Here is a 13,515-nt window from a genome sequence, read left to right on the forward strand (position 1 = left end):
GCATGAAAGCACTCTTCAATGTGTTACGTATTGCTACCACTGCCTTGCTGCTGATAGCTTCAGCTCATGCAGGCGCCCTGACCTCACTGGGTAACAAATTGACCATTGCCATGTCTGACCAGCCACGTTACGAAAAACTGCCGCTCTTTGACCCGCATCGCAAGGACTTCACGTGCATATATGAGGCTCAACAGATACCGTCGCCCGATCCGGAGTCCGAGATGTGGTTTCAGCAGGCATTGACGATGGATGATCCCAATGTACCAATCGATAAGATCGACTATGCGAAGGTGTATCAACTTTACCTGCAGGCAGCAGATCGAAACAACTGGAAAGCAATGCTGAATCTTGCGTCGCTGATTCTGAGTAACCGCGCCGGTGTGCCGGAACATGATCCTGAGGCTGCAATCCAATGGGTCGAGAAGGCGATGAAGCTCGGTATCCCCGATGCATATGACCGGATGGGGGTATATCACCTCAATGGATTGGTCAAAGGTGGGGGGGCCACGAGTGCTTATGCATTTTTCCAGCGAGCAGCGGATATGGGCAGCCCCGCCGCAATGACCTTCTTGGGATACAAGCTGGCAGCAACGTACGACAACCCCAGTGAGGGTTTCTGGGGCAACTTGCCTGTTGGCACGAAGATGCTTGAATGTGCCTTTGCTCAAGGGTACGGAGATGCTGCGGAAAAACTTGGCTTGATTTATGCAAGACCTAATACAAACGAGGCCAAACTCCGGGCGCTTAAAACCTTGCACGAGGGCGTGAAACTCGGAAGTGCAAAGTGCGCCGATAGCCTTGTTCCAGAATTTGATGGCATGGACCTCGACAACGGGACTAACCTGGTTGGCCACATCGACAAGGCGCGTGCGCAACGATATGGCAAGATCCGCGATATCCTGAAGCTCTATGACGGACGCCTCAAACTACCGAACCTGGACAAGGTTCTGCCGCTACCGCCAGCACCGCTACCGAAGTGGGACGGCAACGTGCAGACGTTGATCGATGGTGCGAAGGCAGTGACGTCCCCGCCCAAAGCGAAGCAGAGCGCGGCGCTGCAAGGGCGCGAATTCATCCCGCCAGGCTACGCCGTACCCTCCCTGAACCAAAGCTCGATTGTAGTAACAGGCGACCAGAACGTGCCGCGAGATGGCTACTGGCTCACGATGTATGGCTCGACCACTCCTCCTGGAACCCAACTGATTCCCGCTCGCCGGAACATGCCCGAGCGATATCAGGCAGGCGAGCGCTTCGAGGCGTCGTCATTCGAATGGCTCAGCGCCGATCAGGTGCAGTGGCATTACCTCGGGGAGGCGTTCGCCGTGCCACCGCAGCGGGACGATTTCCTCAGGCATCTGATCGATGTCGGGCTGCTGCGCGAGATTCCTGGATCGGAATCGTCGATACGGCGCAGTGGTCAGCAGCGCTGCCCACAAACCGGGATATGGGAAGGCTGTGTAGCCGAGAATCATCCGTTGGCCCTGCTGTACAACCGCTGGGAGCAGCAGGCATTCGTCGAAGAAGGACATGCCTTCCCGTCCCCCAGTGAACGCCTCATCGACATCACGGTCAGCGATGTACAGTGGACGTATCTAGGCAGTCCAAACGCGGAAACCGGCATGCCCGGCATCTATGCTATCGGCCTGTGAGCGGGTGCTCTGGCACGATGCCGCATTCGACAGGGAGAAATCGATGGTTCGTCAGGTCATAGTAACAGGCGACACACTGACCCCACACGGCGGTACTGTCACGACGGGTTCGAGCGCGGACCTCGTGGATGGCAAACAGATCGCTCGCAAGGGCGACACGGTCGAGTGCAAGGAGCATGGCACGCAGACCATCTCGGAGGGCGACGAGGCCGGCATGGTCGGCGGCAGCCCCGTAGCGTTGCACGGGCATCATGCGAGTTGCGGCTGTACGCTGGTGAGCCGGGCGGCGACGTTGTCCATGCCTTGAGGTGTTCGAGCACGCGTCACCCCCGCCCGGCGCATCCAGAACGCCAGGCGAGCGTTCCCGTCACCACCCCAGGCTCAGTCCGCCTGATACAGCTTGATCACAGCCGAAAAATCCAACCGGCCAGCGCCCTTGGTACTCATCGCCTGATACAGCTGCTGCGCGAGCGCACCGAGATAAACCGGCTGGTGGGCCTGCTTCGCTGCGTCGGTGGCCAGACCGAGATCCTTCAGCATCAGATCCGTGCCAAAACCGCCCGTATAACCACGCGACGACGGCGCCGTTGCAATCACGCCAGGGAACGGATTGTAGGTATCCGAACTCCAGCAGCGTCCTGTGGACGTGTTGATGATCCCACCCAGCACCTTCGGATCGATTCCGAGCGCCGCACCCAGCGACATGGCTTCCGCGACGCCGGCCATCGTGATGCCAAGCACGAGGTTGTTGCAGATCTTGGCCACCTGCCCCGTGCCGGTATCCCCGCAATGGACGATGTTCTTGCCCATCGCCGAAAGCACCGGCTTGACCTGCTCGTACACCTCGGCACCGCCGCCCACCATGAACGTCAGCGTGCCTGCCGCCGCCCCGCCCGTGCCGCCCGATACCGGTGCATCGACAAACGCATTGCCGTGCTGGGCGGCGAGCTCAGCGAACGACTTGACGCTCGCCGGGTCGATGGTGCTCGAATCGATGATCGTCACGCCTTTCGCAATGCCCGCCAGCACGCCGTCGTCCGCGGTGAGCACGCTGCGCACATGAGCCGCCGCGGGCAGCATGGTGATGACGTATTCGACATCCGTCACCGCCGCCTTCGGCGAACTCGCTGCCTTGGCGCCCGCATCGACGAGCGCCTGCACCGCCTGGGCGTTCAGGTCGAATACGTTCACCGTATGGCCGGCTTTCAGCAGGTTGTGCGCCATCGGCGCGCCCATGTTGCCGAGTCCGATAAAACCGATCTTCATGATTGCGTCTCCCCTTCTTGTTCCAGGATTCCTCGCGCTGCCGGCTTAGCGCAGGCTGATGGTCGTATTGACGCCGTCGTTGACGGTTGCGTCGTCGAACCAGCGTGCAGTGACCGTCTTGGTCTGCGTGTAGAACTGCACGACCTGCTTGCCATAGGGGCCGAGATCGCCCAGCTTAGAACCGCGCGAACCGGTGAAGCTGAAGAACGGCACCGGCACCGGAATAGGAATATTGATCCCAACCTGGCCCACGTCGATATCGCTCTGGAACTTGCGCGCCGCAGCGCCGCTCTGCGTGAAGAGCCCCACGCCGTTGCCCATCGGATTGCGGTTGACGAGTGCAATTGCTTCATCGAGCGTCGGCACGCTCAGCACCACCAGCACCGGCCCGAAAATTTCGGTGCGGTAGATTTCCATTTCGGTCGTGACGTTCGTGAAGATCGTCGGGCCGATAAAGTTGCCGTCCTCATAGCCCGGCACCTTGACATCGCGGCCGTCGAGCGCAAGCGTTGCGCCCTCTTTCACACCCGCTTCGATCAGGCCGAGGATGCGCTGCTTGGCTGCGCGCGACACTACCGGGCCAATATCCGTGCCCGCTTCATTGCCCGCGTTGACCTTGAGCGTCTTCGCCTTCTCGACCAGATCCGGCAGCCACTGCTGCGACGCGCCCACCAGCACGACCACCGAAGTCGCCATACAGCGCTGGCCGGCCGCGCCAAACCCGGCGCCGGCGAGCGCATTCAGCGTCTGCTCGCGGTTGGCATCGGGCAGCACCACGGCGTGATTCTTCGCGCCCATCATCGATTGCACGCGCTTGCCGTGTTCACTGCCGAGGCGATAAACGTGCGTCCCCACTGCCGTCGAGCCGACGAACGAGACCGCCTTCACCAGTTCATGCGTGCACAGCGCATCCACGACTTCCTTGCCGCCATGCACCACGTTCAGCACGCCCTTCGGCACGCCGGCTTCGAGCGCCAGTTCGACTAGCTGCATGGTCGACAACGGATCCTGCTCCGAGGGCTTGAGCACGAAGGTGTTACCGCACACAATCGCCATCGGGAACATCCACAGCGGAATCATGGCGGGGAAGTTGAACGGCGTGATGCCGGCGCACACGCCAATCGGCTGACGCAGCGTGTAGGTATCGACGGTGCCCGCGACGTTCTCAGCGAACTCGCCCTGTTGCAGCGTGCCGATCGAGCAGGCGTGCTCGACCACTTCGAGGCCGCGGAAGATGTCGCCTTCGGCATCGGGAATCGTCTTGCCCTGCTCTGCCGACAGCGTCTTTGCAATGCGCGGCATATGCTCGCGGATCAGCGCCTGGTACTTCAGCATGATGCGCATGCGGGCGCCGATCGGCGTGTTCTTCCACGTAGCAAACGCGGCGTGCGCGGCACGAATCGCAGCGTCCACTTCAGCAACCGTCGCAAACGGCACGCGCGCCAGGACTTCCTGGGTGGCCGGGTTCACGATATCGCGCCACTCGCGCGTGCTCGATTCGACGAACTCGCCGTTAATCAACAGCTTGACCGTGCTGACGTTCACGTTGGACGCCTGGGTAACAGCATTCATGATCGACTCTCCTGATTGGGTTCGAATGGATTGGCTTCGTATGGATAAGTAAGGTCAGTGGGCTAGAGCGGCCTAGTCATTCACGCGCGGCCGCATCAACAACGTGCAGATCAACGCGACGACGCCCAGCGCCACCATATAGACGACCACGTAGTGCGGCCGGCCGGCGCCCACCGCGAGCAGCGCGGTGGCAATCATCGGGGCGATGCCGCCGCCCAGCACGCCGGCAATCTGCACCGACAGCGAGATGCCGCTATAGCGAATCTCAGCCGGAAACTGCGAAGCGAACAACTGCGATTCGGGGGCATACAGAATCGGGAATACAACGCCCACGCCCAGCACCATCGCCCACCAGACGGTAAGCGGATCGCGAGTGCCGAGCATCGCAAAGAACGGCGCTGCGAACAGGCACATGATGACGAGGCCGATCAGGAACAGACGCCGCTGGCCGACGCGGTCGCTCAGGTAGCCGCAAAACGGCATCGTGAACAGCGACAGCACGGCGCCCGCGGTAATCGCATGCAGGATGCTCGCCTTGGGGATCTTCAACTGATTGGCGGCATAGGCCAGCGCGAATGCGACGACCAGATAGAACCAGGTGTTCTCCGCGGCCCGTGCGCCGATGATGATGAGCAGTTCGCGCGGATGGCGGCGCATGGCGTCGAGAATAGGCGCCTTGACTGGTTTGCCGAGCGCTTTCACCCGTTCGAAATCCGGCGATTCCGGCACGCGCACGCGGATCACCCAGCCGATCACGACCAGCGCGATGCTGGCGAGAAACGGAATGCGCCAGCCCCATGCAAGCAGATCCGCTTCCGGCAAGGCGGTGACGGCGGCCATGGCGAGAGACGAGAGGATCAGCCCGAAGCCCACGCCGGTTTGCGGCAGGCTGCCAAAAAATCCTTTGCGTCCGGGCGGCGCGTGCTCCACCGCCATCAGCACGGCGCCGCCCCACTCGCCGCCAACCGCCATGCCTTGCAGAAAGCGCATTGCCACCAGCAACGCAGCGGCCCAGTAGCCGATGCTCTGATACGACGGAATCAGGCCGATCACCATGCTCGGGATACCCATGAGCAACAGCGTGACCAGCAGCATCGACTTGCGGCCGATGCGGTCGCCGAAGTGGCCGAACACGATGCCGCCCATTGGACGGCCGATAAAGCCCACACCATAGGTCGCAAACGCGGCCAACGTGCCGAGGATCGGATCGAGCGTGGGAAAGAAGATCTTGTTGAATACGAGCGCGGCGGCGGTGCCGTACAGGAAGAAGTCATACCATTCGATCGTGGTGCCGGCCATGCTGGCCCACCCTGCGATCAGGTAATCCCTGGCGCTCCTCTGAAGCGGTGCGGCAACTGCCGCCCGGTCGGGGGTCGATTGCATCTGCATCCTGTTGTCTCCGATATTTATCAGGCTTGCCTGTCACGCGGATGGCGCGGGCCGCCTGTGCCGTGGTTGTTCCAGCGGCTCGTCTCCGAGTATAGTTATTCGAATATCCACGGTATAGAGACGAAAAAGCCCATCCGATATGCGAAAAAACACAACAAGGAGACTGGATGCAAAGCGTGAACTGGGATGACCTGCGCTACTTCCTCGAGGTGGCGCGGACCCAACGGGCAAGCGGCGCGGCGCGGCGTCTGGGGGTGGACCACACCACCGTCGCGCGCCGTGTGCGGGAGCTGGAGGCCGCCCTCGGCACCGTGCTGTTCGACAAGTCACGGGCCGACGGCTTCGTGCTGACCACGGATGGGCAGCGCCTGCTCGCCTATGCCGACGCCGTGGAGACCACGGTTCAATCCGCGGCGGAACAGTTCACGGGTGGTGCCCACTCGCTATCGGGACACGTACGGATCGGCTCCACCGAAGGCTTCGGCTGCTTCTTTTTGTCGCCGCAACTGGCGCGCTTTACGGGCCAGCATCCGGATATTTCGATCGACCTGCTGCCCGTTCCGCATTTCGTGAGTCTCTCCAAGCGCGAGGCCGATCTGGCCATCATGCTGGAGCGGCCCGAGCGCGGCCAGTATGTCTACACCAAACTGTGCGACTACCGTCTCAAGCTATATGGCACGCGCGACTATCTGCAGCGCCATCCGGCCGTCAATACGGTTGCGGACCTGCGCGACCATGCCTTTATCAGCTACGTGGCGGATCTCGCCTTTAGCCGCGAGCTGCTTTATCTGGACCGGACCATTCCGAACACGACCGCCAATCTGTGCAGCACCAGTGTGATCGCCCAATATCATGCTGCACTGCAAGGCAACGCGCTCGCCATACTGCCCTGTTTTATGGCGGAGCCGCATCCGCTGCTCGAGCCCATCTTGCCCGACGAGATCACGGTGACGCGGCATTTCTGGCTCTGCTGCCGTGAGGACCTGCGCAAGCTGCGGCGCATCACTTCGTTGTGGGACTATCTGCGCGCCGCGGCGGATGCGAACCGGGCGCTTCTCATGGGCGAATCCCCCCATATGCAATACGTCGAGGCTTGAAAGCAGATGACCGGCACAATTGAAGTTACTGCTCACGTAGTCCGGGAATTCTGGCGGCTCATGGCTACCAATGACTTTCATGCCGCGACGTCGGTCATGGCCGACGATTTCGTGCTCGAATGGCCGCAGTCCAACGAGCGGATCAGAGGCGCCACGAATTTCGCGTTGCTCAATACTGCCTATCCGGCACACGGCCCGTGGACGTTCACGCTCAACCGTCTCGTCTGTGGCGAGCAAGACGCGGTATCGGACGTGTCGATTACCGACGGGGTGCAAGTCGCGCGAGCTATTTCCTTCTTTACAGTGACGCACGGCAAGATCGCGAGGATGGTTGAATTCTGGCCCGAACCTTACGAAGCGCCGTTCGACCGCCAGCAATTCGTCGAACCGCTGGTCTAGGCCCGCGCCGCGGGCGGCACGCTCGTGAGATGGGGCATATGACCAATGCAACAAAGTGCAGCATAAATGGGGCTTAAGCTTTTGGCTGAGAGGCCGTTATTGCATCTGCCAATCCTTAACGACCCCGCTCATGGCCAAGACAATTCCGTTTTCCGGCAACACCCAGGCCGCTCGCGCACGCGCTGCCAAGGCTATGCTGCTGCCGCTTCCGAGGGGCACCGCGGACGGGCTTGCCCTTCAGGTCCACCTCGCGCTCGATGCGCTGCGGCGCGCCAAAGGCAGCGTCAGCGCCGCCCAGACGGTAACCCAGGCGATGCTGCTGGTCGCCTTTATTGTCGAGGCGGGTTACGGAACGCTAACGTCCGAGGCGCTGCGCACAGCAGACGCATATAGCGCGGCCTGCTTCGAGCGCGGCCGCACGACGGGCGAATGGGTACTCGATAAAGGCGGTTACGACGTATTCGCGGCGATCGTGACGGTGTATGACTATCAGTTGCAGAAGGCGCCAATGTGGGCCATTACCGAGGCCAGCGACCGGCTCGACCGGTTCACCGCCGGTGAGCCGTATCACGCCGTCAACCGCAAGCGGGCCTGAAGCTCAGCCGGCGGCGAATCTCTGGCAAAACGCTTCATACGTGCGGGCCGCGGGTGTCATTACCGACGACATCCAGGCGTCAGGTAGACTGCGAGGGCGACGACTACCGCCCTGATCATGGACACCCAGCTACTGATTATTTGCGCGCTCACCTTCGTCATTCATGTCATCGCCACGCTGGCCTATGCAGTACGCATTGCGGGCGTTCGCACCAGGCGGATTGCCGTCTCGTTTGCACTCTTCGGCATCATCGCCCTCGTTTCCCGCACTGCGAATTCGTTTCAAGGCCCATTTCTGGCGAAGCGCGTCGAAGATGATCTTGCGCATCATATCGAGCAGGGCATGCTCGGCGATTTTCGTCTGCTGCTGCTTGCCGCAACGCTCGCCACAATTGTCGGCGCGCTCCTCATTCCCACTTTTCAGCGCTATTTCAGCCGCGCCGTAGTCCACTTCCAGGCCCACCGCTCTGTCCCCCGTCTCGCGCTGCATGCGTTCAGCCGCGGTGGAATTGCTTACATTCGCCATGGTGCGCGCCTTCCCTCGCGAACCAATGTCACGCAACTGGCGAGCGGATCCGGTGTCTCATGCAAGGTGATCGTATTGAATGTGCTGGCGATGGCGCTGTGGACGGTGGGCGTGTTCGCCTCGCTCTACGCCGGATTTCTGAAACCCGAGTTGCGCGTGACCTGCGCGAATCTGTCGTCGGTCACTAACGGGTTTGCGACCATCGTGCTGACGGTTATCATCGATCCGCAGATTTCGGTCATGACCGACGATGTGATTGAAGGGCGTGTAACCGAGAACCGGTTCCGCCGCGCAATCACGACGCTGATTGGCGCTCGCGTGGCGGGCACGGTGCTCGCGCAGGCGATGCTGATTCCCGCAGCGCTATTGATCGTCAGGGTGGCAGAAGCGATCTAGCTCCGCGACGACCAAGCGAATACTGGAGAGAGTATGAACTGGCTCGACAAGGTATTGCCACCGCAGATCAAGCAAACCGATCCGCAGCGCCGCAAGGTCATGCCGGAAGGTTTATGGCTGAAGTGCCCCGCTTGCGAAACCGTACTGTATCGGAACGACCTGGAGGCCAATCTTCGTGTGTGTCCGAAATGCAGCCATCACATGCCTATCGGCGCCCGGGAACGTCTTGATCATTTACTGGACGCCGAGGGCCGCCGCGAAATTGGCCGCGAGATCCTTCCCGTCGACCCGTTGAAGTTCAAAGACAACCGGACCTATCCGGACCGCTTGAGTGAAGCGCTGGAAAACACGGGCGAAACCGACGCTCTTGTGGTGATGAGCGGCGCGATGCACTCGATTCCCGTGGTCGCCGCATGTTTCGATTTTTCCTTTATGGCCGGTTCAATGGGCTCGGCCGTCGGCGAGCGTTTCGTGCGCGGGGTTCGGGAGGCGCTGGAGCAGCGCATGCCGTTTGTCTGCATCGCGGCGTCGGGTGGGGCGCGCATGCAGGAAAGCGTCTATTCCCTGATGCAAATGGCCAAGACGACGGCGATCTTGACCAGGCTGGCGGACGCGCGGCTGCCCTTCATCTCGGTGCTCACGGACCCGACCACGGGCGGCGTCTCGGCAAGCTTCGCGTTTCTGGGCGACGTCGTGATCGCCGAACCCAAGGCCCTGATCGCTTTCACGGGCGAACGCGTCATCGAGCAGACCGTGCGCGAGACGTTGCCCGAGGGCTATCAACGTCCCGAGTTTTTGCTGGAGCGAGGGGCTATCGATATGATCGTCGACCGCCGCGAGATGCGCGCCGAAATCGCGCGCCTCATCGCACTGCTGATGCTGCTACCGGCTGAGGACTAAGCCACATCCTTTCAGACCCTTCTCACGCCCTTCTCACGCAATACGCAACGCCTGCAAGACCGGCAGATGAACCTCGGCAAAGCGGCAGGCTTTCACGGTCAGTTCGGCCAACGAGGGCTCTGCCGCCGAACTGGCATCGGCCGCTGTGTTTTTTGCCGGGATCCTCTGCTCAGCCTCACGCAACACGCTTGCCGCAAATTCAGCCCATTGCGCCGGTTGCTGCACACCATTTCGCCTCGCCAGCAGAAACAGTTGAGCGACCCGCGGCATGAAAATTCCAGATCCCGAAACCGGACTCACCAGAAACTGCACGGCATCACGATCGCGCGCCTGTTCGCAGATCGCCGCATTTAGCTGCGCTGCCGACGGTTGAGCCGCGATGGTTTGCGCGTCATCCTGCGCGTTTAGCAATGCGCCCATGCTGACCAGCAACATCGCCGCTTCGACAATCTGTGCAAGGGTGATGCCGTGTGTGCTAACACGGCTCTCGATCTCGGACAGCGTGGCCGGCAAATGATTGGACAGCGCATCGAGAATCGGAGCGTACAGCGCTTGCGGCAGCACCGCCTCGCCGAGCGCACCGCGCACCTTGAGCACAACGGCCGCCCGCGGCAACGCAAGGATCACGCGATGCGCGCGCAGTGCCGCCTCACGATCACCGTCACCGAGTGTGCGGGGATTCTTGACCCAGTAATCGCGCCGCAACGAGCGGTTCAAGCAGAAGTCGCGCGTCGTCTCGCGCAAACCCGTGTCGGCAATCCCCGCCAACAATGTGCGCTGCGCCGCGGTGAGGTTGAGCTCGTCGACATGATCGCGATAGTCGGCTGAGCCCCCATAAGTCAGACCCGCTGCCATCAGCGATGACGCCGCCTGCGAGTACGGCATGGGATGCCAGTCACGATTGAAGTACTCATGCGCGAGGTAGGTTGCGCTTTCGCGCGACAACGCCTCCACGCGTTCCGCCAGCAACGGGTTGACCACCGCATAGCCGGGTTGTGTCGCAAATACAGCCTGCGCGAAACCGACCGCGGATTGAATGCGGGCCTGTATGCGCTCGTCGGCAGGTGCGCCGCCTTGCGATTCGGAGCGCGCTGCGAGCTGATAATGCTGATGCATCAATTCGCGCACAGGGAGCATCGCTGTCCAACCCGGCTGGGTGTTGTAACTCAGGTAGAGCACGCCACCGGTTTTGAGCTTGCGCTCGATGAAATCGGTAAGCAGCGCGCGGTTTTCGTCGGAGGCCCAGCTCCAGACGCCGTGCATGCCGATGAAATCGAAATCCGGCAGATCGTCGCGCGCACAAAACTCCGAAAAGCGTTCCCCAAACAACTGAGCCTGCGACCCGGCGTTGTCCGCGAGTTGCTGCGCGAAGTTCGCATGGGGCGTGTGGAAGTCCGTGCCATACCATCGCGCGCTCGAACCGGCTGCATGAATATTGACGCTCACGCCATGGCCGAAGCCCAGCTCGCATGCTGTGTGCACGGTCGGCGCGGCCAGTCCTGCATGCAGCAAGGGAAGTCTCAGCCGTAACGGATTCAGTTCATCGCAATAGCCGAACGTGTATGCAATCTCATCAACATAACCGGTGTCCCACTCGCCCACGTCCTGGCTCTCGCTCGTTGCGCGGCGGCCGGTATTGGCTCCGCAGATGGTCGGCGCAGCGGCGCCGACGAAGCCCCATACGATACCGGTGTGAAGGGTGGAATGCAAAGGCAATGGGGGCTGGGTTCAAGTCCACGTGCTCACATCGCAAGTCAAAAAATTGGTTTGACTCAGAATACTCTGTGTAATAGAGTATTCTGCAAATGCCAGACAACACCTGACGTTTACGGCTGGTCCGCACAATAGGCCGGCATCTCATGTTTTCGAGGAGTTTGCGATGAAGCATATGGATTCGATTCAGCCCGGCCAGCAACAGAGCCGGATGGTGTTCAGTGCAGCCGGAACCGCCTGGATGATTGGCTGGTGCTTGCAGAAGAACGCTCACGACCTGTCGACGCTATTGCTGGTCCTGCTCAGCGGCACCGTGATTTTCCTGTGGACGTTGTGTGACTACCGCGCTGGACACGGCGATCAAATGGCCAATGCTTCAATCAGCGCGCGCCGGTTGATGAGCTTTGGGAGCGCTGCAAGCTGTGGCATGCTCATGGAAGCCCTACTGTGCGTCGCCGGACTGTTGTTCAATCTCGTTTTTATACTCGACTTAATTGGTTATCCTGACTGGTTTCCGGAATCCGCCATGCTGCTGATGGCGGCAGCTTGCCTCTCAATGGGCAAAATGCTGCGGCACCGGCCGCATTATCTGACCGGCAGCGCGCTGATTGTGGCGGTCCTCGTGTATTCGTCTATCGCAGCCGGCCGGCCTGATCATGCCGCTTCCTGCTTTGCCGCTGGGGCTGTCCTTTGGATCAGCGCGCTGTACGGCCTGTGCATCGAGCATTTTTATTCGCGCAGGGCGTTGCCGGTACGGCGCCAACCGCTCATCCTGTCCTTGCATTGAGAGCGCTTGACGAAAGCGAATGTGAGTTCAGCGCTTAGGTGCAGTACGGCGGCGAATCCATTCGGCGAAGGCTTCATCTTCGACACGGTAGTCCCCTAGCGCGAGGCGCGTCACCATGTTCTCCGACTGCAGGCGTCGCAGCGCATGGCCAGCGGTGTTTCTCGTCGCGGGCTTACCGAGCATTGCCGACAGCTTCGCCATACCTTCCCTCGCGTGCAGATCGGATTGCCCCTGGGATAGCATCGTAATCACAGCCTGGTCTGCCGGATTCATTTCGGTCCACTGCTTCAGGAAGTGCTCGTCGGAGAACACCGAGGCTTTTGTGTGAGTCAGCGCCGCCTCATCACCCTGCGGCTGGTAGAGCATGTACCGCTCGATGAAGCGCTTGAAAAACTCGGGCGTGCGATGCAACTCATCGAACGCACGCCTGCCTTGCACCAGCGTAAGCTTGTGCCGGGCCATGCTGTTCATCAGCTTGATGGTGAAGGCGACGAACTCGTCGCCAAGCAACGGGAAAGCCTCCAGCGGAGCCCAGTTATAGAACGGCTCCGATGCGCGGGCGAACATCTCGCGCAGCGTGGTTTCGGAGCTGCCGGCGAAAATGACCTTGATGCTTTCCTTGCGGATGTCCAGCGCGGCGCGCAGCGCATGCGCGAAATCGCTGTGCTGTGCGCGAGCGAGCACCTGTGCCTCGTCGATCACCAGCAGGAGAGGCTTTTTCTGGCGGTCCAGTTGCTTGAGAACCTCACGCAAGGCTTCCGCCTTGTCGACGCTCGCCTGGGCGAGTTCAGCCTCCAGCGCGGCCCCCATACCGCCGGGAACCGACGCACTGGCTTTGAGTTTCTTCACCGGCTGGCGGAGCCTCGCGAGCACCGACTTCACGCCCTGCGGCTCCAGCGCATCGGTCAAGGCAGCCACGAGCGCGATATCCGGCGCGGAACGGTTGTCCCAAAGGTTCGTGTAGGCTATGAGATAGCCTGCCGAGACGGCCGCGGGTAAAAGATCGCGGCGCAGGAACTCGGTCTTGCCCATGCGCCGGCGCGCGAACAGACCGCGGGCCGACGAGAGTTTCAGATGAAAAGCCTTCAGATAGCTCTCTGCCAGCTCGGGCCGGGGAAAATGCCACGGGTCCGGATCGATTGTCTCAGGCTTTCTCATTGATCTTGAGAATTCTCATATTTGATGAGAAAACATGATACAACTCGCCATACCCGAAGTAAACGGACA

General features: G+C 61.0%; 13 protein-coding genes. 8 read left to right on the forward strand and 5 right to left on the reverse strand.

From position 1 onward, the window contains the following. Positions 1-2 precede the first annotated feature (2 nt). Both FFS45_RS18710 and FFS45_RS18715 read left to right on the forward strand, forming a co-directional pair. Positions 3-1,649, forward strand: coding sequence for a DUF6396 domain-containing protein (locus FFS45_RS18710; protein ID WP_249362845.1), 1,647 nt, complete (start codon positions 3-5; stop codon positions 1,647-1,649). A 43-nt stretch (positions 1,650-1,692) separates the two neighbouring features. Further along, entirely contained in the window at positions 1,693-1,956 is a 264-nt protein-coding gene (locus FFS45_RS18715) for a PAAR domain-containing protein (protein ID WP_137956118.1), read from the forward strand. A gap of 74 nt (positions 1,957-2,030) precedes the next feature. Here the strand turns inward: FFS45_RS18715 and mmsB are convergent, their stop codons facing one another. The 3 genes from mmsB to FFS45_RS18730 all read right to left on the reverse strand — a co-directional run bounded on the left by mmsB (position 2,031) and on the right by FFS45_RS18730 (position 5,876). After that, positions 2,031-2,915, reverse strand: a complete 885-nt coding sequence (mmsB, locus tag FFS45_RS18720; protein ID WP_137956119.1) for a 3-hydroxyisobutyrate dehydrogenase — start codon at positions 2,913-2,915, stop codon at positions 2,031-2,033. 45 nt (positions 2,916-2,960) lie between these two features. Beyond that, complete coding sequence (locus FFS45_RS18725; RefSeq protein WP_137956120.1) at positions 2,961-4,487, reverse strand: CoA-acylating methylmalonate-semialdehyde dehydrogenase; 1,527 nt, start codon at positions 4,485-4,487, stop codon at positions 2,961-2,963. 72 nt (positions 4,488-4,559) lie between these two features. After that, on the reverse strand, positions 4,560-5,876 hold the full coding sequence (locus FFS45_RS18730) for an MFS transporter (protein WP_137956121.1): 1,317 nt from the start codon (positions 5,874-5,876) through the stop codon (positions 4,560-4,562). A 167-nt stretch (positions 5,877-6,043) separates the two neighbouring features. Here FFS45_RS18730 and FFS45_RS18735 point away from each other — a divergent pair, with 167 nt between their 5' ends. The 5 genes from FFS45_RS18735 (at position 6,044) to accD (ending at position 9,788) form a co-directional block, all read left to right on the forward strand. After that, positions 6,044-6,973, forward strand: a complete 930-nt coding sequence (locus FFS45_RS18735; protein WP_137956122.1) for a LysR family transcriptional regulator — start codon at positions 6,044-6,046, stop codon at positions 6,971-6,973. A gap of 6 nt (positions 6,974-6,979) precedes the next feature. After that, positions 6,980-7,372 carry a nuclear transport factor 2 family protein gene (locus FFS45_RS18740; protein WP_137956123.1) on the forward strand — a complete coding sequence of 131 codons (393 nt, stop codon included), beginning with the start codon at positions 6,980-6,982 and terminating at the stop codon, positions 7,370-7,372. A gap of 130 nt (positions 7,373-7,502) precedes the next feature. After that, entirely contained in the window at positions 7,503-7,967 is a 465-nt protein-coding gene (locus tag FFS45_RS18745) for a hypothetical protein (protein WP_137956124.1), read from the forward strand. Positions 7,968-8,084: 117 nt separating this feature from the next. Continuing rightward, positions 8,085-8,888, forward strand: a complete 804-nt coding sequence (locus FFS45_RS18750; RefSeq protein ID WP_137956125.1) for a lipid II flippase Amj family protein — start codon at positions 8,085-8,087, stop codon at positions 8,886-8,888. A 33-nt stretch (positions 8,889-8,921) separates the two neighbouring features. After that, the gene (accD, locus tag FFS45_RS18755) at positions 8,922-9,788 is read left to right on the forward strand and encodes an acetyl-CoA carboxylase, carboxyltransferase subunit beta (RefSeq protein WP_137956126.1); all 867 of its coding nucleotides are present in this window, start codon (positions 8,922-8,924) and stop codon (positions 9,786-9,788) included. 33 nt (positions 9,789-9,821) lie between these two features. On the opposite strand, the gene FFS45_RS18760 is transcribed toward accD, so the two are convergent. Beyond that, the gene (locus FFS45_RS18760; protein WP_249362846.1) at positions 9,822-11,498 is read right to left on the reverse strand and encodes a methyltransferase regulatory domain-containing protein; all 1,677 of its coding nucleotides are present in this window, start codon (positions 11,496-11,498) and stop codon (positions 9,822-9,824) included. A 169-nt stretch (positions 11,499-11,667) separates the two neighbouring features. On the opposite strand from FFS45_RS18760, the gene FFS45_RS18765 reads away from it, so the two are divergent. Continuing rightward, a complete protein-coding gene (locus tag FFS45_RS18765; protein WP_137956127.1) occupies positions 11,668-12,288 on the forward strand; it encodes a hypothetical protein in 621 nt (206 codons plus the stop codon). A gap of 27 nt (positions 12,289-12,315) precedes the next feature. On the opposite strand, the gene FFS45_RS18770 is transcribed toward FFS45_RS18765, so the two are convergent. Further along, positions 12,316-13,446: a hypothetical protein gene (locus FFS45_RS18770; RefSeq protein ID WP_137956128.1), complete on the reverse strand. Its 1,131-nt coding sequence runs from the start codon at positions 13,444-13,446 to the stop codon at positions 12,316-12,318. Positions 13,447-13,515: the final 69 nt, after the last annotated feature.

Source organism: Burkholderia sp. 4M9327F10 (genome assembly GCF_005503145.1).
Taxonomy (GTDB): Bacteria; Pseudomonadota; Gammaproteobacteria; order Burkholderiales; family Burkholderiaceae; genus Paraburkholderia.

Coding starts and splice junctions, on each gene's coding strand:
- FFS45_RS18730 (WP_137956121.1), bottom strand. CDS start 5,876: ATGCAGATGCAATCGACCCCCGACCGGGCGGCAGTTGCCGCACCGCTT.
- FFS45_RS18745 (WP_137956124.1), top strand. CDS start 7,503: ATGGCCAAGACAATTCCGTTTTCCGGCAACACCCAGGCCGCTCGCGCA.
- FFS45_RS18750 (WP_137956125.1), top strand. CDS start 8,085: ATGGACACCCAGCTACTGATTATTTGCGCGCTCACCTTCGTCATTCAT.
- FFS45_RS18735 (WP_137956122.1), top strand. CDS start 6,044: ATGCAAAGCGTGAACTGGGATGACCTGCGCTACTTCCTCGAGGTGGCG.
- FFS45_RS18765 (WP_137956127.1), top strand. CDS start 11,668: ATGAAGCATATGGATTCGATTCAGCCCGGCCAGCAACAGAGCCGGATG.
- FFS45_RS18740 (WP_137956123.1), top strand. CDS start 6,980: ATGACCGGCACAATTGAAGTTACTGCTCACGTAGTCCGGGAATTCTGG.
- FFS45_RS18770 (WP_137956128.1), bottom strand. CDS start 13,446: ATGAGAAAGCCTGAGACAATCGATCCGGACCCGTGGCATTTTCCCCGG.
- FFS45_RS18715 (WP_137956118.1), top strand. CDS start 1,693: ATGGTTCGTCAGGTCATAGTAACAGGCGACACACTGACCCCACACGGC.
- FFS45_RS18710 (WP_249362845.1), top strand. CDS start 3: ATGAAAGCACTCTTCAATGTGTTACGTATTGCTACCACTGCCTTGCTG.
- FFS45_RS18725 (WP_137956120.1), bottom strand. CDS start 4,487: ATGAATGCTGTTACCCAGGCGTCCAACGTGAACGTCAGCACGGTCAAG.
- mmsB (WP_137956119.1), bottom strand. CDS start 2,915: ATGAAGATCGGTTTTATCGGACTCGGCAACATGGGCGCGCCGATGGCG.
- accD (WP_137956126.1), top strand. CDS start 8,922: ATGAACTGGCTCGACAAGGTATTGCCACCGCAGATCAAGCAAACCGAT.